This window comes from Mycobacterium sp. NTMscope_MAC_12 (assembly GCF_976985675.1).
The window spans coordinates 1,023,830-1,042,531 of record NZ_CDRJYY010000001.1 but is presented as its reverse complement, the minus strand read 5'-3'; the positions used below and the strand labels follow the sequence as shown (position 1 = coordinate 1,042,531).

The window sequence follows — 18,702 nt, the reverse complement described above, 5'->3', positions numbered from 1 at the left end:
CCGGCTGTGCGACAAGGGATGGTGGTGGCTATTCCTCCACCACCACACCGCGCGCGACGAGGTGATCGATCAACGGAACCGCGCCGGCGGCGAGATGTTCCGACATGGCCGCCCGCGCCAGCTCGCCGTCACGCTTTTTCAGCGCGGACAAGATCCGCCGATGGTCCTTCATGGACTGCTCGGGCCAGCCCTCGATGGCGGGAAACACCGATTCGGGTGCGTAGCGGGTGATCTGCGACATCAGCTGCGCCAGCTTCGGCGAATTGGCGGCGATGTTGATGGCCCGGTGAAATTCGTGGTTCAGGCCCACGGTGTGCTCGTGCTCATCGCCGGCATAGGCATCCTCCAGCTGCGCCTGGATCTCCTTGAGCTCGCGTAGCTGGTCGGCGGTGATGTTGAGCGCGGCCCGCGCGGCCAGCTCACCGCCCACATGCGCCTGCACGTTCGCCACGTCCGTGACGTCGCGCCCGGTGACCGGCAACACCACGAAACCGCGGCGCGGCTGCTGGGCGATCAAGCCTTCGGCGCGCAACGCGAACAGCGCCTCACGCACCGGTGTGACACTGATGCCCAGCTCCGCAGCCAGTTGATCGAGCCGGACGTACGACCCGGCGGCATAGGTGCCATCGAAGATCCTGCTGCGGATCAAGCGCGCAACGTCCTCGGAAAGTTGAGGGCGCGCAGCGAAATCCGGAACGCTCATGGTTTCACACCTGATATTCGGCGAGCAGTCGCTTGCTGATGATGTTCTTCTGGATCTCGCTGGTTCCCTCGCCGATGAGCAGGAACGGCGCGTCACGCATCAGCCGCTCGATCTCGTATTCCTTGGAATAGCCGTAGCCGCCGTGGATCCGGAAGCTCTGCTGGGTGACCTCGGCGCAGTACTCGCTGCACAGGTACTTGGCCATTCCGGCGGCGACGTCGTTGCGCTCCCCCGAGTCCTTCAGCCGCGCCGCGTTCACCATCATCAGGTGTGCGGCTTCGACTTTGGTCGCCATCTCCGCCAGCTGGAAGGCGATGGCCTGATGCTCGGCGATAGGCTTGCCGAAGGTCTCGCGTTGTTGTGCGTAGCGCACCGCGAGCTCGAAAGCGCGAATCCCGACCCCGCACGCGCGGGCCGACACGTTGACACGACCGACCTCGATGCCATCCATCATCTGGAAAAAGCCCTGCCCCGTCGCCCCGCCGAGGACGTCATCGGCGCTCGCCTGGTAGCCGTCGAAAATCATCTCGGTGGTATCGATGCCCTTGTAGCCCAGCTTGTCGATCTTGCCCGGAATGCGCAGGCCCGGAACGACTTCGCCGAAGCCGACCGGCTTCTCGACCAGGAAGGCGGTCAGGTTGCGGTGCGGCTTGTCCGAGCCCTCGTCCGTGCGCACCAGCGTCGCCACCAGCGTCGAGGTGGCACCGTTGGTCAGCCACATTTTCTGGCCGTCGATCGTGTAGGTGCCGTCGTCGTTGCGTCGCGCCCGGGTCCGGATCGCGGCAACGTCCGAGCCCAGCTCGGGCTCCGACATCGAGAAGGCGCCGCGAGTCTCACCGGCCGCCATGCGCGGCAGGAACCGTTGCTTCTGCTCGTCGGTGCCGTGCTGGCGCAGCATGTACGCCACGATGAAATGGGTGTTGAGCACCCCGGACACGCTCATCCACCCGCGCGCAAGCTCTTCGACGCACAGGGCGTAGGTCAGCAGCGATTCCCCCAGGCCGCCGTACTCCTCGGGAATCATCAGACCGAACAGGCCCATGTCACGCATCTGGTCGACGATGGCCTGCGGGTAGGTGTCGGCGCGTTCCAGCTCAACCGCGTTGGGGATGACTTCCTTTTCGACGAATTGCCGTACGGTGGCGATGATCTCGGTCTGGACGTCGGTCAATCCAAGCGTCTGGGCGAGTTTGGTCATGTGCGTGGTTCCCTTCCGGCCGCTCAGCCCGCGATCGTCTTGGCGTCCGTCAGGCGCTCGACGTCGGCGGTGGTCAGCCCCAAGACCCGCTGGAGGACCTGGGCGGTGTCTTGTCCCAAAGCGGGCGCGGGCGCGCTGGCGGGATGGGCGCCGTCGAACGCGGCCGGCAGGCCGGGCGCGAAGTAGTCGCCGAGACCCGGCTGATGCAATCGCGAAAACAGCGGATTATCAGCGACTTTCGGCCCCGCCGCGACCTCGGCGAAGGTTCGGTACCGCTCGAACAGCACCGTGGTCTCCGACAGAGCGGCGGTGACCTCGTCGGCGCTGTGATCGCTGAACCAGGTGGCGAACAGCCCGGACAGCACATCCTGGTACCGGTACCGATCGCCTTCGGATCCGAAATCCACCTCGAGCGCCCCGGCGAGCGCCGACACCGCGGCGCCGGTACCCGTGACCTCGACCAGATCGCGGAAGTGCCGCTTGGTGAGGGTGACGACCATGAACCGGGCGCCGTCACGACAGGTGAAGTCCTGCCCGTACTGGCCGTAGATGGCGTTGCCCAGCCGTTCCCGTTGCGTCCCATTGACTTGCGGCTCGGTGAGCAACCCCAAATTGGCGGCGGTGGCCAGCGCCACGTCCTCCAGCGCCAGGCTGATTCGCGTCCCCGCCCCGGACTTGTCACGGCGGTGGACGGCGGTGACGACGGACAGCGCGGCGTACAGTCCGCAGCACACATCCCAGGCCGGCAAGACGTGATTGATCGGACCGGCATGATCGGCGGGGCCCGTGACGAGCGGATAGCCCAGCCCTGCGTTGACCGTGTAATCCACGCCCGTAGAACCGTCACCGCGCCCGAGTAACTGGACGTGGATGACGTCGGGGCGCCGGGCCGCCAGGACGTCGTGGCTCAGCCAGGACAGCCCGGCGGCGTTGGTCACGACGATGCCGTCGCCCTCGACAATCAGCCGCTGAACCAATGCCTGGCCGTCTTCGGAGCGCAGATCGATGGTGGCCGAACGCTTTCCCTTGTTCAGGCCCGTCCAATAGATCGACGTACCGTCCGCCGACAGCGGCCAGCGTTGCACGTCGGACGCGCCGCCGATCGGGTCGACCCGGATCACCTCTGCGCCAAGCTGATTCAGCGTCATGCCGCATAGGGGCGCGGCGACGAAGCTGGACACCTCCACGACGGTGAGGCCGTTCAGAGGTAACCCGGGTTCGGTCATCTCGATGCGACCCGTTCGAAGACGGCGGCAAGTCCCTGGCCGCCGCCGATGCACATGGTCTCCAGCCCGTAGCGCGCCTGCCGGCGATCGAGCTCGCGCGCCAGCGTGGCGAGCATCCGTCCGCCCGTGGCGCCCACCGGGTGGCCCAGCGAGATTCCCGAACCGTGCACATTGGTGCGCTCATGGTCGGCCGCGCCGAAATTCCATTCCCGCATCACCGCAAGCGCTTGCGCGGCAAAGGCTTCGTTGAGCTCGATGAGATCGATGTCCGACAGCGCCAGGTTCGCCTTGGACAGCGCCACCTCCGTCGCGGGGACCGGCCCGATGCCCATGATGTTGGGCGCCACCCCCGCCACCCCCCAGGACACGAGGCGCACCAACGGCGTCAGTCCGTACGCGTCGGCTTTCTCCGGTGTGGTCACCACGCACAGGGACGCCGCGTCGTTCTGCCCGCTGGAGTTGCCGGCCGTGACCGTCGCCTCCGGGTCCTCCTTCAGCAGAACGGGTTTGAGCTTGCCCAACGACTCCACCGACGTGTCCGCGCGCGGGTGCTCGTCGGTGTCGATGACTTCCTCGCCGCTGCGCGTGGGGACGGCAACCGGAATGATCTCGTCAGCCAGGATGCCATCCTTTTGCGCCGCCACCGCGCGCTGATGCGACCGCACCGCCAGCTCGTCTTGCTCCTGGCGCGAAATGCCGTACTGGCGGCGCAAATTCTCGGCGGTCTCCAGCATTCCGCCCGGCACCGGGTAGTGCCGCCCGCCGGCCGTCGTGCGTCCGCGCGCCAGCCCGTCGTGGACCTGGACGCCACCGCGGGCTCCGCCCCAGCGCATATCGGTGGAGTAGAAGGCGACGTTGCTCATGCTTTCGCAGCCCCCGGCGACGACGAGATCGTGGTCGCCATTCCCCACCTGCAGGCACGCCTGGATCACCGCTTGCAGGCCCGAACCGCAACGCCGGTCGACCTGCATGCCCGGAACCGTCACCGGCAGACCGGAATCCAGCGCCACCCCGCGCCCGATCGCCGGCGCATCGCTGTTGGGATAGCAGTGGCCGAGGATCACGTCTTGCACGGCGTCGGGCGCCAGCCCGGTTCGCCCGAGCAGACCCTTCAGGGCGGTGACACCGAGATCGACGGCGCTGAGCGCCTTGAACATTCCGCCGTAGCGGCCGATCGGCGTCCGCACCGGCTCACAGATGACGGTTTCACGCATTGTGACTCCTGTCCTGATGCCGAGCAGACGCAGAATCGCATTGATGCGGCAAGATTTGTGCGATTTTGCCGGGGGCACCTCCCGCTTGCGGGGGACTGCTCGCGGGGGTTCTCACAGGTGTCGGCCGCCGGTGATTTCCATGACGGTGCCGGTCATGTATGACGACAGGTCGGAGGCCAGGAACAGCGCAACGCTGGCGACCTCGCTCGGCTCACCGGCCCGGCCCATCGGCACCTCGGCCACCTTCGAATCCCAAATGCGCTGCGGCATGGCCTCCGTCATCGCCGACCGGATCAAACCGGGGGCGATCGCGTTGACCCGCACGCCCAGGTACGCCAGCTCTTTGGCGGCCGCCTTGGTCATGCCGACGATGCCGGCCTTGGCCGCCGAGTAGTTGGTCTGGCCGACCATGCCGACCTTGCCCGACACCGAGGACATGTTGATGATGGCGCCGCGCTTGTTTTCCCGCATGATGGCGGCGGCCAGCCGGGTGCCGTTCCAGGTCCCTTTCAGGTGGACGTTGATGACCTGGTCGAACTGCTCCTCGGTCATCTTGCGCATCGTCGCGTCCCGGGTGATCCCGGCGTTGTTGACCATGATGTCCAGGCCGCCGAACCGCTCGACCGCGGTCTGGATCAGGGTCTCGACGTCGGATGACTGGGTGACATCGCAGCGCACCGCGATCGCGACGTCGTCACCGCCCAGCTGCTTGGCCACCACCTGGGTCTCCTCGAGATTGACGTCGCCGAGAACGACCCGCGCCCCCTCGGCGACAAAGCGCTCCGCGATGGCCAGACCGAGTCCCTGCGCTCCGCCGGTGATTACCGCGGTCTGACCTGTCAACAACGCCACCTGGATCACACATCCTTCTCTGTTATCGCCGCCATCGGGCACCCTCAAGGCAAATATCATATTTGATATAGGATCCTCCCCTGAACCGGGGTGCCCCGGATCGGGAGAGGAGCGTGGAGCCGATGGCCACCGCCGAAATCGCCGAAGTCTCCGACGAGGACTTCCGCGAGATCCTGGCTCAGACAAGGCAATTCGTGCGCAGCGCGGTCGTCCCCCGCGAGCAGGAGTTCCTCGACGACGACCGCGTCCCCGACGACCTGCGCGATGAGGCCAAGAGGATGGGCCTGTTCGGCTACGCGATCCCCCAGGAATGGGGCGGCCTCGGCCTCAACCTGATGCAAGACGTCGAGCTGGCGATGGAGCTGGGCTACACGTCGCTGGCGCTGCGGTCGATGTTCGGCACCAACAACGGCATCGCCGGACAGGTCTTGGTCGGGTTCGGCACCGACGAACAGAAGTCGCGCTGGTTGGAGTCGATCGCGTCCGGCGACGTCGTCGCCTCCTTCGCGCTGACCGAACCCGGCGCCGGATCGAACCCCGCCGGCCTGCGCACCAAAGCGGTTCGCGACGGCGACAATTGGGTGATCTCCGGGCAGAAGCGGTTCATCACCAACGCGCCAGTCGCCAACCTTTTCGTGGTGTTCGCCCGCACCCGCCCGGCCGACGACAAGGGACCCGGGATCGCGGTCTTTTTGGTTCCGGCCGATGCCGCCGGCGTGCAGGTTGGTGCCAAGGACGCCAAGATGGGCCAGGAAGGCGCGTGGACCGCCGACGTCGTCTTCGACGATGTCCGGGTGGACGACGGCGCGCTGATCGGCGGCAGCGAAGACATCGGCTATCGGGCGGCGATGACCTCGCTGGCCCGCGGCCGGGTACACATCGCCGCCCTCGCCGTGGGCGCCGCCCAACGCGCGCTCGACGAATCCGTCGCGTATGCCGCCACCGCGACGCAGGGCGGGGCGCCGATCGGAAGCTTCCAGTTGGTGCAGGCGATGCTCGCCGACCAGCAGGCCGGCGTGATGGCCGGCCGCGCGCTGGTGCGGGACGCGGCGCGGCTATGGGTCACCGATCAGGACCGCAGGATCGCCCCGTCGGCGGCCAAGCTGTTCTGCACCGAAATGGCCGGCAACGTCGCGGATCTCGCGGTGCAGATCCACGGCGGCAGCGGCTACATGCGTGGCGTTGCGGTCGAGCGCATTTACCGCGACGTGCGCCTGCTGCGGCTCTACGAGGGCACCAGCGAGATTCAGCGTCTGATCATCGGATCGAACCTGGTCAAGGCGGCGGGGCGGACCAGCACAACGAAGGAGCGTTAATGGCAGGCAGGCTTGCCGGAAAAGTGGCATTGATTACCGGCGCGGCGCGCGGCCAGGGCCGGGCACACGCGGTGCGCATGGCCTCCGAAGGCGCGGACATCATCGCCGTCGACATCGCCGGCAAGCTGCCGTCCTGCGTACCTTACGACCCGGCGAGCCCGGACGACCTGAGCGAAACCGTTCGCCTGGTCGAAGAATCGAACCGCCGCATCATCGCGTCGGTCGTGGACACGCGCGACTTCGACGGACTGCGAAAGGTCGTCGCGGACGGTGTCGCCGCGCTGGGCCGGTTGGACATCATCGTCGCCAACGCCGGGGTCGCGGCGCCGCAGGCATGGGACGACATCACGCCGGAAGACTTCCGGGACGTCATGGACATCAACGTGACCGGCACGTGGAACACCGTGATGGCCGGCGCGGACAAGATCATCGACGGCGGCCGCGGCGGCTCCATCATCCTGATCAGTTCCGCTGCCGGGATGAAGATGCAGCCGTTCATGATTCACTACACCGCCAGCAAGCACGCCGTCACCGGGCTGGCGCGGGCGTTCGCCGCCGAGTTGGGCAAGCACTCGATCCGGGTCAACAGCGTCCACCCGGGCCCGGTGAACACTCCGATGGGGTCGGGTGACATGGTCACGGCGGTGGGCAAGACGATGGAGACCAACCCGCAGCTGTCGCACGTCCTCACCCCGTTCCTGCCGGACTGGATCGCCGAGCCGGAGGAGATCGCCGACACCGTGTGCTGGCTGGCCAGCGACGAGTCCCGCAAGGTCACCGCCGCGCAGATCCCCGTCGATCAGGGCTCGACGCAGTACTGAGACCAGCGCGGCGGGAATAGATCGCGGAGCATCCGCGCTTTCACGCCACATGAAAGCCTTCACCGAGACCGAACGTCAGGAGTTCCTGGCCGCCAAGCACGTCGGCGTCCTGTCCGTCGCGGCCACCGATGGCCGGCCGCCGGCTAGCGTCCCGATCTGGTACGACTACACGCCCGGCGGCAACGTCCGGATCATGACCGGCGCGTCCAGCCGCAAGGCGCGGCTCATCGAGCGGGCGGGGGTGGTGACGCTCGTCGTCCAGCGCGAGGAGCCGCCGTACCAGTACGTGGTGGTCGAGGGCGCGGTGGTCGAGACCACCAAGCCGGCCCCGGCCGATCTGCAGGAAGCCATCGCCGTTCGCTACCTCGGCGAAGAAGGCGGGCGGGCGTTCGTCCAAAGCATGGAAGGCGTCGAGGAGGTGCTCTTCACCATCCGGCCCGACCGCTGGCTGAGCGCCGACTTCACCGGCGATCTGTAAACCGCCGGAAATCTACGCGCATCCGCCGATGTTTTGCGGCGTGCGCCCGGCCCATGCTGGCTAACATGAGCGAGATCGAGTGGAGCGACCTGGGCGTAGGCGAAGCGATGAACGAGCCCCTGCCGACCGGCACCGTGACGCTGCTGCTGGCCGACGTCCAGGGCTCGACGCAGCTGTGGGACTCCCAGCCGCAGGAGATGACCGCGGCGATCGCCAATCTGGATCAAACGCTGGCCGAGTTGGTCGGGGCCCATCGCGGAATCCGCCCGGTCGAGCAGGGTGAGGGCGACAGCTTCGTCATCGCGTTCAGCCGCGCGTCCGACGCGGTGGCGTGCGCGCTCGCGTTGCAACGGGCGCCATTGGCACCGTTGCGACTGCGGATCGGTGTGCATACCGGCGAGGTTCAGCTGCGCGACGAGAACAACTATGTGGGGCCGGCCATCAACCGCACGGCGCGACTCCGCGAGCTCGCGCATGGCGGCCAGACGGTGTTGTCGGGCACCACCGGCGATCTGGTCGCCGACACGCTCGCCGACGACGCCTGGTTGACCGACCTCGGAACCCATGAGCTGCGAGATCTGCCGCGCCCGGAGCGGGTGGTGCAACTGTGCCATCCCGACCTGTGCAACGAGTTTCCGCCGCTTCGGAAACGCGAATCTGTTGTCTCTCAACGCCTTCCCGCGCAACTGACCAGCTTTGTGGGGCGCGAAGCCGAAATGCGCGAGGTGCGAGACATGCTCGCGCAGAACAGGTTCGTGACGCTGACCGGCGCCGGCGGCGCGGGCAAGACCCGGCTGGCCGTTCAGGTCGCCGCCAGTGTCGCCGGGGACTACGCCGACGGAATCTGGTATGTGGACCTGGCTCCGCTCACCGACCCCGACCTGGTGTCGCTCACCACCGCCCGGGCGTTGGGGCTACCGGATCAGCCCGGGCGATCCCCGGAGAAAAGCCTGCTGCAGTTCATCGGCGACCGGCGCATGCTGGTGGTGCTCGACAACTGTGAGCACCTGCTGGACGCCAGCGCCGCGCTGACCGGTGCGCTGCTGGGCGCCTGCCCGCGGTTGACGGTGCTGGCGACGAGCCGCGAGCCGATCGGGGTGAGCGGCGAGGTGACGTGGCGGGTGCCGTCCCTGTCGTTCGACGACGACGCCGCGCGGCTGTTCGCCGACCGCGCCGGGCACGCGCGCCCGGGCTTCAACCTCGAGGACGGCAACGCGGCCGCCGTGCAAGAAATCTGCCGCCGCCTCGACGGCATGCCGCTGGCGATCGAGTTGGCCGCGGCACGCGTACGCGCGTTGTCGCCCAACGAGATTCTCGCCGGCCTGCAGGACCGGTTCCGCTTGCTGACCGGCGGATCGCGGACGGCGGTGCGCCGCCAGCAGACGCTGCGCGCCTCGGTGGACTGGTCGCACGCGCTGTTGACCGAGCCGGAGCGGATCTTGTTCCGCCGGCTCGGCGTGTTCATGGGCGGGTTCGACCTCGACGCCTGCCGAAAGGTGGTCTGTGACAAAGGCCTGGCCCAGCACCAGGTGCTGGATGTGCTGGCGCTGCTCATCGACAAGTCGCTGGTGACGGCCGAATCCGCCGGCGGCCCAATGCGATACCGATTGCTGGAGACGTCTCCAGTATGCGCAGGAAAAGCTCAGCGAATCCCCGGAAGTCATCGCTGTGCGGCAACGGCACCGTGACCATTTCACCGCGCTGGCGACGGCGCTCGACGTTCCGGGGGACATCGGCCTGGAGCCCCTGCTCGATCGAGCGCAGACCGAAATCGACAATCTGCGTGCCGCCTTCGCGTGGAGCCGGGAGAACTCCGACACCGACAGCGCATTGCAGCTGGCGACGTCGCTGCAGCCGCTGTGGCTCACCCGGGGCGGCCTCCGGGAGGGATCGGACTGGCTCGACGCGGGTCTTGCCGACGCGGAGCGTCCGGGCGCCGACGTGGCTCTCCACGCGATCGCGCGGGCGCTGGCCGACAAGGCATTCCTGGACAACATGCGCGACGCGGAAGGCTTTGCCCGCGCGCAGCGTTCGCTGGCCATCGCGCGCGAGCTCGACGATCCGGCGCTATTGGCGCGGACCCTCACCGCATGCGGACGCCTCGCCGCCTTGGACGCCGAACTGGCCCGGCCCTACTTATCGGAGGCGGAAAACCTGACCCGAGCGATGGGCGACCGGTGGAGGCTGAGCCAGCTCCTCTACAGCCAGGCGCTCGCCGCCCTGCTCGGCGGCGGGGATCTGGACGCCGCCGCGGCGGCAGCGACGGAAGGCCGTGACCTCGCCGACGAGGCCGGCGACCGGGGCTACTCGCGCGCATGCCGGTGGTGTCTCACCGGCGTGCAATGGGTGCGGGGCGACGTCGCGGGGGCCGAAGCGGGGCATCGCGAATTGATGATCGAAGCGGATGCGGCACACGCCCTGATCTGGCAGGTCAATGCCCGCGCGGCCCTGGGCCACGTGCTGGCCCACAGCGGACAGGCGGACGTGGGGCGGGCGCTTGCGCTGGAGGCGCTCGACGACGCCGCGGGGATCGGCCGCTACCAGGAAGGTGTCGTCTACGCGGCGCTGGCGTTCGCAGCGCTCGCCGGTGGCGACGTGGGCGCGGCCACCGATGCCAGCAATGCGGCGCGCGAGCGGTTCGCCGGCTTGCCGCTGGCGAGCCCTGCCAACAAACCCTCGGCACAGGCCGCGCTCGCCCGGGGCGATCTGACGGCCGCGCGTCGCTTCGCCGAGGAAGACGTCGCGACGGGGGTGGGCTGGTTCACGGTGCAGGCGCCGCTCACTCGGGCGCGCGTGGCCCTGGCGGAAAACGAGCCCGGGCGAGCCGAACGCGATCTCCATGACGCGCTGACCCGCGCCGCGGACACGCAGGCCCACTTGTTCGTTCCCGACCTATTGGAGTGCCTCGCCCGGGTGGCCGGAGACGCCGGCAGCCACCCGGAAGCGACGCGGCTTCTCGGCGCGGCGCACGCCGTCCGCGAGCGCACCGGGATAGTCCGCTTCCGGGTGTACGACGCCGACTACCAGGCGTCGGTGGAAAAGGCCCGCGACGCCTTGACGGACAAGGAGTTCGATGACGCCTGGACCGCAGGAGCCGCTCTGTCCACCGACGAGGCGATCGCCTACGCCCGCCGCGGGCGGGGTGAACGCAAACGCCCGCCCAGCGGTTGGGACTCGCTGACCCCGACCGAGCGCGATGTCGTCCGCCTCGTCGGCGAGGGACTGGGCAACAAGGACATCGGCGAACGCCTCTTCATTTCCCCGCGCACCGTACAGACGCACCTGACCCACGTCTACGCGAAACTCGGGCTCACGTCGCGGATGCAGCTGGCTCAGGAGGCAACCCGGCGATCAGTGCTCGATTAATTCGAGCGTGCCCAGCTCGCGGATCGCCTGACAGCCGCGGCTGAGCATGGCCAGCACCATGTCGTCGCCACGCTCGGTCGCGGCGGCGAACGCGAATCCCAGCGCCGAGATCAGCGGCGCCTGCAGGACCCCGAGCCGGTAATCGCGCCAACATGTTTCGCGGTCGTAGTCGCTGACACCGCCGGCGGTCAGCGCGCGATGGTAGTCGGCGACCAGCTCCTCCTCGATGGCGGCTCGCAGCTGCGAATTGAGGCTGGTTGCGGTGAAGTACGCGAGATCCCGGGTCGGCAGGCCCACCCCGAGCGTCTGCCAGTCGACCACGCTGACCCGGGTCCGGTCCGGATCGAACAGCAGATTGTCCAGCCGGTAGTCGCCGTGCAGCAGGGCGAACCGGTCGTACTCGGACAGCAGCCACGGTGTGATCACACCCATGGCCGCGCTGAAGGTATCGCGGTCTTCGGCCCTCATGCGAGCGCCCAGCTTCTCCAGCGTGATGTCGGCGCTCATCTTCGCCACTTCGCCCATGCCGGCTGCGCCGGACTCATCGGGGCGCCCAAACGCGATGCCGGGGAAATCGAGCCAGGCGGGGTCACACCAGGTCGGCGCGTGCAGGCCGGCCAGCGCGTTCACCGCCAGCCGCGCTTCGGCTTCACCGCAACCGATGAGCTGATCGCCCTGCACGGCCGGCGCCTGATCGGCGAGCAGCAGGGCGAAATCCATTGCATCCTCGGTGATCTCGGAGTAGAAGCAGCGCGGGGTCGGCACCTGCACCCGATCCGCCACCGAGGAGTAGAACGCGCATTCGCTGCGGTAGCCGATGACCACCCTGTCGCGCACGGTGTCGTCCTGGGCCGGCAGTTTGATCACAAAGGTCCGCGGCAGGTCACCGGGATCCGTCGCATAGCGGGCGGTCACCCGGTAGGTCGCCCCGGTCTGCCCCGTTCCGATCGCGACCACGTCCACCTCGGCGACCTCCACCGGCGCGCCGCGCCCACTGAGCGCGGCCGACAACCATGCCGGGGTCACGTCGCCGGGGTAACGCGGTATCGACGACAGCACAGCACTCATAAGCGGCACGCCTCCTGTACGGGGACAGCTCGGTTCGACTGACCAACTGTAAGGCATACCGCAAGATTTGCGGTCAACCGCGGTGATTTAGTCGGCCAGAATGCGCCATTCGGCGGCCTCGTGCTGCTGGCGCCAGAATTCGTCGAAACGCCCGCCCGCAGCACGCAATTCGTCGACCGTGCCGTCCTCGACCACCTGGCCGCTGTCGAGAAACAGGACGCGGTCGGCGTGACTGATGCTGGCCAACCGGTGCGCGACGATCACCTGGGTGCGCGATTGCGGGTCGGCGGTCAGCGCGTCGACCACGGCGGCTTCGTTCTCGGTGTCCAAAGCGCTGGTCGCCTCGTCCACCAGCAGTATCGGCGCGGGTTTGAGCAGCGCACGGGCGATGCTGACGCGTTGGCGTTCACCGCCCGAGAGTGCCGAGCCGCCTTCACCGACGACGCTGTCGGAGCCGTCGGGCAGGCGTGCGACGAGCTCGTCGACGCGGGCGAGCGCCACCGCCCGCGCGAACCGGTCATCGCCGGCGCCCGGGTCCCCGGCGAACACGTTGTCGCGGATCGACCCGTGGAACAGGTAGGGATGCTGGAACACGACGCTGCTTGCCGCGCGCCGGGCGTCGGCGTCCAGCGTCGCCGCGTCGACACCGTCGATCAGCACCCGGCCGCGGGTGGGCTCGTGCAGCCCGGCGATCAGCGCCAGGATGGTGCTCTTGCCGGATCCGGACGGTCCGACGATCGCCGTCGTGCTTCCCGGCTCCAACGAGAAACTCACCCCGTCGAGCACCAGGTCGGTGGCGCCACCGACAGCTGGGTACCCGAACGTCACGTCGTCGAAGTCGATACGCGGCGCCGTGGCGCCCGGCAGCGTCGCGGCGCCGGCGTTCATCAGCGGCGCGGTGAGCACCGAGCGGATGTTGTCGAGCGTGGCGCGGGTGCTCTCCAGCGCCGGCGCCAGCTCGCTGATGGTGGTGAACGGCTCGAGGTAGCGCACGATGACGACGATCAGCGCGATGGCCTCGGCCACCGACAGCGTTCCGTTCACCGTCAGCGCGGTGGTCGCCCCGGCGAGCAGGATCAAAGCCAGCTGGCTGGCGAGGCTGAACAGCAGCTGACCCGGGACCTGCATGGAGAGCAGCCGCATGGTCGCGCCGTGTTGGGCGGCCAGCGCGTCGCCGACCAGGCTCCTGGCCGGTTCGACGCGCCGCGCGGCGCGCAACGCCTGCTGGGTCCGGGCGAACTCGATGATCCGCTCGGTGAGCGCGCTATTGGCCTCGGCCGCAGTGGAATCGGCGCGACGCGCCAGGCGGGCCGACGCCCACAGCGCGCCCAACATCAGGGGCAGTCCGCCCAGGGCGGCCAGTCCCAGTTGCCAGGAGACCGGCAACAGGACCACCGCGATGGCGGCGGGCAGCAGCACGGCCGAGATCAACGGCGTGAGCAGGTTGACGACGAGGCCGACGAGTTCGGGGCCGGTCGCCGCGATCGCCTGCCGCGCGGTCGCGGTGTGCTCGGCGGTGAACCAGTCCAGCCGAACGCCGGGCAGTCGGTCGGCCACGTCATGCTGGCTGTGGTCCAGCACCGCGAAGCCCAGGTTGAAGCCGATACGCGCCGTCGCGGTGTCGATCACCCAGCCGAGCGCGGTGGCGGCGGTCAGCCAGCCCAGCCACACCATCGCGCGCTGCGGGGTGTCGCTGAACAACGCGCCCACCAGGGGGACCAGCAGCACGGTGGCGACCGCCCGCACCACCACGGAGATCAACGCCAGCACCGTGTAGGCGACGACCCGGTTGCGGCGATCCGCCGGGACCAGGCTCAACCACGTGCGGATCATCGGGCACCCTCCCCGGCCGCGCCGGCGGCCACCCGGTCGCGGCGGCCGCCCTCCCACAGCCGCCGGTACCGGCCGTCGGCGGCCAGCAACTCGTCGTGGGTGCCGCGCTCGACGATGCGGCCGTGGTCGAGCACGACGATCTGGTGGGCCCGGGTGATGGTGTGCAGCCGGTGCGCGATCACCAGTACGGTGCGGTTCTGGGTCAAACGGTTGAGCGCTTGCTGCACAAGGTATTCCGACTCCGGATCGGCGAACGCGGTGGCCTCGTCGAGGATGAGAATCTCGGTATCGGCCAGGATCGCACGGGCGATGGTGAGGCGCTGGCGCTCCCCGCCGGACAGGCCGGTGCCGGCGCCCAGCATGGTGTCGTAGCCGTCCGGCAGGCGCATGATGCGGTCGTGGATCTGCGCCTCGCGCGCCGCCCGTTCGATCTGCGCGGCGGTGGCATCGGGTGCGGCCAGCGCGATGTTTTCCGCCACGGTGCCGTGCACCAACTGCGTCTCCTGTAGCACGAAACCGACCTGGGCGTAGAGCTGGTCGGCGGTCATCGACCGAATGTCTTGTCCCCCAACGCGTATCGAGCCCCCGTCGACGTCGTGGAACCGGGCCAGCAAGGCGGCCAGCGTCGACTTGCCGGATCCCGACGGGCCGACGAGTGCGGTGACCGTGCCGGGGCGCAGGGTCAGCGACACGTCGTGGATCACGGGAACGCCGGGGCGGTAGCCGAAACTGACGTTGTCGAACACCACCGCCTTCGACGACTCCCCCGCGGGTTCGCCGTGATTGCGCACGGCGAGTTCGGGTTCGTCGAGCGTGTTCTGCAGGCGCCGGGCGGCCAACATGCCGGCGCGGATGCCGCCGAGGCCGTAGGCGATCCCGAGCAGGCGTGCGCCGAAGGTGGTTCCCAGCAACAAGAATGGCAGCAGGTTCACCGGATCCATCCGCCCCCCGACCACCAGCAGGGTGCCGGTGGCCGCGATGAGCCACAGGAACGTCGACGGGCGGGTGACCAGATCCATGAACGTCTTTTTGCCGGCCAGCGGGCGCTGCCAGGCGACCAGGAAGCCGACGTACTCGTCCAGGCGCCGCCGGAAACTCGATGCCGCGGCCCCGCCGAAGACGCGGATCACCGGCTGGCCCTCCAGGTAGGCGCCGGCCTCGCCGCTCATCGTCTCCGCCCAGCGCTGCGACTGCGGGATGCGCGGACCCGACTGAATCGTGAGCGACGACGTCAGCACCAGGTAAACCAGGACGGGCGCAAACAGCACCAGCGCCACCCGCCAGTCGACGACGAACAGGTAGACCAGCACCGCAACCGGCGCGACGGCCGCGGCGACGGCGTCCGGGATGGCGTGGGTGACCAGGTAGTGCAGGGACAGCGTGTCGTCCTGCAGCAGCTGCTTGATGGACCCCGATCCGCGTGCGGTGAACCAGCCCAGCGGGAGCCGAGACAGCTTGCGCAACAATCCCGTACGCAAATCGCGGGCGAAGCGCGCGTCGACCAGATGGAGCCACAGGGTGAGGGCCGCGCCCAGCAACGCCCCCAGGCCCAGCAACGACACCGCGGCGATGCCCACGTTCCATAGCCGCGACGCGGGCGCCCCGGATACCAGGAGCCGGGCCAGCTCCACCAGCAGCACGAACGGCGCCAGCTGCACCAGCGTGATCACCGCCTGCAACACACCGGACAGGATCAACGCCGAACGCAGCGGCGCGAGCAATCGGCCGGCCGCCTGGGCGCGCCAGTTCCCGCGGGACACCGGGGCGGGCGTCGTCTCCGGGACCCGTTGAGCCGACTCCAGCTGCGCCGCAACCTCTTCCGCAGAGACGGCGGGTGCGACGCTTTCGGATCCCTCGGCCTCGTCGCCGCGGCGGGTGCCCATCGCGCGCCCGGCGCTCCAGTAGGCCTGAGCGTGCACCTCGGATTTGGGGAATCCGAATTCGTCGCGCAGCCGGGTCCGCACCTGCTTCAGGGTCGTGGCCTCCGGCGTCGCCCACGCATACCAGTCGGACCAGTCCCGGCTTTCGATCGCCGCGGCAAGGGATTTCTCGTCATGACGGGCGACCCAATGCAGTCGCAGACGGGGGTGCGGCGCGATCGGGATCAGTGTGTCGTTGTCGTCGTGCTGTTCGAGGTACATCTCGATCGGGACGTCGTCGGGGACGACGCCGATGATGCCGTTCATTCCGGGGATGGAAGCCGAGTCGCCGATGAGCAGATATCCGGCCGGCTGCTCGTCGGGCATGTCGAACCGCGACGAACCCATCAGCGCCATGACGGCGATGGTGGCGCCGGGCTGCACGGTGCGCGCCCACTGCGACGCCGGACCCGCGGGATCGTGCAGCACGATGTCGACCGCGAAGCGGCCGGCCGCAACGTCCGCTTCCGAAATCGTGTAGGCGCGCTGGAACTCCGTTTTCGATCCGTCCGGATCCGGGAACCAGAACCGCAGCCAGGCGGCGGGTTCGGCATCGACGTCCTCGAACAGCGTCGGCGACGTCATGCGCACGCGGACGAAGTGCGGTGCGATTCGGACGGTTTCGATCACCGTCGCGGTGTGATCGCGCGCGCCGAAGCTGCGCAACATCACACCGGAGAATCCGCGTGCCATTAGCGGTCCTTTCTCGCGGCGCTCCGCGCCGCGGCGGCGATCTGACGATCCGGCGGGATCACCGCCACGAGGCCGCGGATCGATGCGGCCGGTGAGGACCGCACACACTGTGGATTCGACGCCTGCCACGATCCCGCGCGGGCGGCACCCCGCCGCGGATCACCGGCCAGCCGGTCACGACTCGGTACGTTACCCCCACAAACTAAGGGTTGCCTTACCATAGGTCAACCTCGGTCGCTGTCCACGCTGCGCGGCGGTCAGTAACCTGGGAATATGAGCGGTGAGAGCGGCGAGTCAGTGGCCCCGGTCCTGCTGTACGACGGTGTCTGCGGGTTTTGCAATCGATCGGTCCGCACGATAATCCGTTTCGATGCCGCCGGTCCGCTGCGGTTTGCGGCCCTGCAGAGCGTGTTCGCCAAGGCGATCGTCGAGCGGCACCCGGAGATCGGCAACGTCGACTCGATGGTGTTCGTCGACGACCCCGGCCAGCCGTCGGAACGGGTGGCTGTCCGATCCGAAGCCGCGCTACGCGTCGCGGATTACCTCGGCGGGGCATGGCGGGTGCTAACGGTCGCCCGCATCCTGCCGGCTCCCCTGCGCGACTGGCTCTACGACAGGTTCGCCGCGATCCGCTACCGGGCTTTCGGGAGGTACGACAGCTGTCCGCTGCCGTCGCCGGAGGTTCGCGCCCGCTTCGTGGAGGACTGAGGCGCGTCCGCTGCTGACGGGCGTTGAAGATCTGTGCGGGCGGAGGGACTCGAACCCTATTCAGCTATCCTGTTCAATCGCTCAAGTCCGAACTGACCTGCTCTTTAGGGTCAGATGGGTTCAAATGAATTATGTGCAACTCCGCTGAAGTTGTGCTCAAAATGTGCTCACGAGTGTGATTGCTCGCGACGTGCAACGTAGCTGGGTCCGATCTGCGATAGTGGACAGATGCCCGCGCAAGCATGGGTGACGCTGATCGTCGGGGGCTTAGCGACCATCGGCGTCATCGTCACGTGGCAACAGAAGAATCAGGCCGACAGGCGCAGTGAGTGGTGGAGGCGCACACAGTGGGCATTTGAGCGTACGTTCACCACTGAGTATGACGAAGCCGTAGTTGGCTGGAAGATGCTCTCTAAGCTGGCGGCTTCTAAACTGGCGACTAAAGACGATTCCGAGATCATTCAGATCATCGCGGAGCAGACGGCATTGGGCGGGACGTGAAGGGGATGAAGATGACAACGGAACACACATCGGATAACGGCCCCCGAACCGAGCAACGCAGCCTCGACGTGCGCAAGGCCGCCGCGCAGGCGGCGGTAGCTGCCAGTGAAAAGACGGGCCGCGAGGTCGATCCACGAGTCAAGGAACTCGCCGAATCGTAGTGCCCGCGCAATCCCCTCATAAACCAGAACTCACCAATTCGGGGACAGCGCGGCGCTCAGACTTGGTGCGTGGTGACTAGACACCCTGGCTCAACGCAACGCTAGGGTGTTTTCGTCGGCGTGGGACAGACGCCGACGTGTCGGCGTCAAATCAACCGTGGACAACTATTGAAGCCGCCGCGTTGCAGGGTCATGAATTCGATCCTGCCCCCGCCGCCACATGGTACGAGGATCGGCTCGGGCGTGACCCGATAACGCTGCCATAGTGGCCGCGCTGGACCGGGTGCGCGAAGTGTTGCGAGACACGCCGGTGGCATACCACTTCCGTATGCCCACTATCCGGCGCTAGCGTCGCCAGGCATGACCGCCAAGCCCCCGGTGCACATCCACGATGTTCCCGAATCCGACCGCGCGATTGTTCCGGCCTCTGCCGTGCAAGTAGGCGACTGCCTGTTTGACGTGTTCAATGATCAATGGGTAACAATCGAGCGCGTCCGGGACGGTTCGTCGCGGTCGTGGCGGATCGACCGCGATGACGCAGGCCGTTGGACGTTCACGATTTTCTTCGAAGGCGAGCCGCAGCCGGGGCCAGGCTGGGCGGCGGGCAATGTGATTCGCCGCAAGGCGAATTGAGCAAAAATCCGC

Annotated in this window: 15 protein-coding genes and 1 pseudogene; 8 read left to right on the top strand and 8 right to left on the bottom strand. The window is 68.0% G+C overall.

Going from position 1 to position 18,702, the window contains the following annotated elements:
• Positions 1-28: 28 nt before the first annotated feature.
• The 5 genes from AC0KS4_RS05000 to fabG all read right to left on the bottom strand — a co-directional run bounded on the left by AC0KS4_RS05000 (position 29) and on the right by fabG (position 5,202).
• Positions 29-703 carry a GntR family transcriptional regulator gene (locus AC0KS4_RS05000; RefSeq protein ID WP_238957451.1) on the bottom strand — a complete coding sequence of 225 codons (675 nt, stop codon included), beginning with the start codon at positions 701-703 and terminating at the stop codon, positions 29-31.
• 4 nt (positions 704-707) lie between these two features.
• Positions 708-1,901, bottom strand: a complete 1,194-nt coding sequence (locus AC0KS4_RS04995) for an acyl-CoA dehydrogenase family protein (RefSeq protein ID WP_238957450.1) — start codon at positions 1,899-1,901, stop codon at positions 708-710.
• Between the two features lie 23 nt (positions 1,902-1,924).
• Positions 1,925-3,127 carry a CoA transferase gene (locus AC0KS4_RS04990; protein WP_238957449.1) on the bottom strand — a complete coding sequence of 401 codons (1,203 nt, stop codon included), beginning with the start codon at positions 3,125-3,127 and terminating at the stop codon, positions 1,925-1,927.
• Positions 3,124-4,341, bottom strand: coding sequence for an acetyl-CoA C-acetyltransferase (locus tag AC0KS4_RS04985; protein WP_238957448.1), 1,218 nt, complete (start codon positions 4,339-4,341; stop codon positions 3,124-3,126). Before AC0KS4_RS04985 ends, AC0KS4_RS04990 begins: the two co-directional genes overlap by 4 nt.
• A gap of 111 nt (positions 4,342-4,452) precedes the next feature.
• Positions 4,453-5,202, bottom strand: coding sequence for a 3-oxoacyl-ACP reductase FabG (gene fabG / locus AC0KS4_RS04980; protein WP_225326752.1), 750 nt, complete (start codon positions 5,200-5,202; stop codon positions 4,453-4,455).
• Between the two features lie 113 nt (positions 5,203-5,315).
• Here fabG and AC0KS4_RS04975 point away from each other — a divergent pair, with 113 nt between their 5' ends.
• The 4 genes and pseudogenes from AC0KS4_RS04975 (at position 5,316) to AC0KS4_RS04960 (ending at position 11,174) form a co-directional block, all read left to right on the top strand.
• Positions 5,316-6,509, top strand: a complete 1,194-nt coding sequence (locus tag AC0KS4_RS04975; protein ID WP_238957447.1) for an acyl-CoA dehydrogenase family protein — start codon at positions 5,316-5,318, stop codon at positions 6,507-6,509.
• Positions 6,509-7,330 (top strand): mycofactocin-coupled SDR family oxidoreductase, encoded by an 822-nt coding sequence (locus AC0KS4_RS04970; RefSeq protein ID WP_225326669.1) that lies wholly within the window; start codon positions 6,509-6,511, stop codon positions 7,328-7,330. The genes AC0KS4_RS04975 and AC0KS4_RS04970 overlap by 1 nt, the downstream gene beginning before the upstream one ends.
• A gap of 49 nt (positions 7,331-7,379) precedes the next feature.
• Positions 7,380-7,808 carry a pyridoxamine 5'-phosphate oxidase family protein gene (locus AC0KS4_RS04965; protein ID WP_225326670.1) on the top strand — a complete coding sequence of 143 codons (429 nt, stop codon included), beginning with the start codon at positions 7,380-7,382 and terminating at the stop codon, positions 7,806-7,808.
• A 107-nt stretch (positions 7,809-7,915) separates the two neighbouring features.
• Positions 7,916-11,174: pseudogene (locus AC0KS4_RS04960) on the top strand (LuxR C-terminal-related transcriptional regulator).
• On the opposite strand, the gene AC0KS4_RS04955 reads toward AC0KS4_RS04960, so the two are convergent.
• From AC0KS4_RS04955 to AC0KS4_RS04945, 3 genes are all read right to left on the bottom strand, one after another.
• Entirely contained in the window at positions 11,160-12,242 is a 1,083-nt protein-coding gene (locus tag AC0KS4_RS04955) for a phosphotransferase family protein (protein ID WP_238957446.1), read from the bottom strand. The pseudogene AC0KS4_RS04960 and the gene AC0KS4_RS04955 overlap by 15 nt on opposite strands.
• An 87-nt stretch (positions 12,243-12,329) precedes the next feature.
• Entirely contained in the window at positions 12,330-14,075 is a 1,746-nt protein-coding gene (locus tag AC0KS4_RS04950) for an ABC transporter ATP-binding protein (protein WP_238957445.1), read from the bottom strand.
• A complete protein-coding gene (locus AC0KS4_RS04945; protein ID WP_238957444.1) occupies positions 14,072-16,687 on the bottom strand; it encodes an ABC transporter ATP-binding protein/permease in 2,616 nt (871 codons plus the stop codon). The genes AC0KS4_RS04950 and AC0KS4_RS04945 overlap by 4 nt, the downstream gene beginning before the upstream one ends.
• Positions 16,688-16,960: 273 nt before the next feature.
• Here AC0KS4_RS04945 and AC0KS4_RS04940 point away from each other — a divergent pair, with 273 nt between their 5' ends.
• The 4 genes from AC0KS4_RS04940 to AC0KS4_RS04925 all read left to right on the top strand — a co-directional run bounded on the left by AC0KS4_RS04940 (position 16,961) and on the right by AC0KS4_RS04925 (position 18,690).
• Positions 16,961-17,395: a thiol-disulfide oxidoreductase DCC family protein gene (locus tag AC0KS4_RS04940; RefSeq protein WP_238957443.1), complete on the top strand. Its 435-nt coding sequence runs from the start codon at positions 16,961-16,963 to the stop codon at positions 17,393-17,395.
• A gap of 228 nt (positions 17,396-17,623) precedes the next feature.
• Positions 17,624-17,896, top strand: coding sequence for a hypothetical protein (locus AC0KS4_RS04935; RefSeq protein WP_225326675.1), 273 nt, complete (start codon positions 17,624-17,626; stop codon positions 17,894-17,896).
• Between the two features lie 11 nt (positions 17,897-17,907).
• Positions 17,908-18,057, top strand: a complete 150-nt coding sequence (locus tag AC0KS4_RS04930) for a hypothetical protein (protein ID WP_225326676.1) — start codon at positions 17,908-17,910, stop codon at positions 18,055-18,057.
• 360 nt (positions 18,058-18,417) lie between these two features.
• Positions 18,418-18,690: a hypothetical protein gene (locus AC0KS4_RS04925; protein WP_225326677.1), complete on the top strand. Its 273-nt coding sequence runs from the start codon at positions 18,418-18,420 to the stop codon at positions 18,688-18,690.
• Positions 18,691-18,702: the final 12 nt, after the last annotated feature.

Excerpts from the sequence above, each read along its gene's own strand:
- AC0KS4_RS05000 (WP_238957451.1), bottom strand. The coding sequence starts at position 703 with ATGAGCGTTCCGGATTTCGCTGCGCGCCCTCAACTTTCCGAGGACGTT.
- AC0KS4_RS04995 (WP_238957450.1), bottom strand. The coding sequence starts at position 1,901 with ATGACCAAACTCGCCCAGACGCTTGGATTGACCGACGTCCAGACCGAG.
- AC0KS4_RS04990 (WP_238957449.1), bottom strand. The coding sequence starts at position 3,127 with ATGACCGAACCCGGGTTACCTCTGAACGGCCTCACCGTCGTGGAGGTG.
- AC0KS4_RS04985 (WP_238957448.1), bottom strand. The coding sequence starts at position 4,341 with ATGCGTGAAACCGTCATCTGTGAGCCGGTGCGGACGCCGATCGGCCGC.
- AC0KS4_RS04975 (WP_238957447.1), top strand. The coding sequence starts at position 5,316 with ATGGCCACCGCCGAAATCGCCGAAGTCTCCGACGAGGACTTCCGCGAG.
- AC0KS4_RS04970 (WP_225326669.1), top strand. The coding sequence starts at position 6,509 with ATGGCAGGCAGGCTTGCCGGAAAAGTGGCATTGATTACCGGCGCGGCG.
- AC0KS4_RS04965 (WP_225326670.1), top strand. The coding sequence starts at position 7,380 with ATGAAAGCCTTCACCGAGACCGAACGTCAGGAGTTCCTGGCCGCCAAG.
- AC0KS4_RS04955 (WP_238957446.1), bottom strand. The coding sequence starts at position 12,242 with ATGAGTGCTGTGCTGTCGTCGATACCGCGTTACCCCGGCGACGTGACC.
- AC0KS4_RS04950 (WP_238957445.1), bottom strand. The coding sequence starts at position 14,075 with ATGATCCGCACGTGGTTGAGCCTGGTCCCGGCGGATCGCCGCAACCGG.
- AC0KS4_RS04945 (WP_238957444.1), bottom strand. The coding sequence starts at position 16,687 with ATGGCACGCGGATTCTCCGGTGTGATGTTGCGCAGCTTCGGCGCGCGC.
- AC0KS4_RS04940 (WP_238957443.1), top strand. The coding sequence starts at position 16,961 with ATGAGCGGTGAGAGCGGCGAGTCAGTGGCCCCGGTCCTGCTGTACGAC.
- AC0KS4_RS04935 (WP_225326675.1), top strand. The coding sequence starts at position 17,624 with ATGCCCGCGCAAGCATGGGTGACGCTGATCGTCGGGGGCTTAGCGACC.
- AC0KS4_RS04930 (WP_225326676.1), top strand. The coding sequence starts at position 17,908 with ATGACAACGGAACACACATCGGATAACGGCCCCCGAACCGAGCAACGC.
- AC0KS4_RS04925 (WP_225326677.1), top strand. The coding sequence starts at position 18,418 with ATGACCGCCAAGCCCCCGGTGCACATCCACGATGTTCCCGAATCCGAC.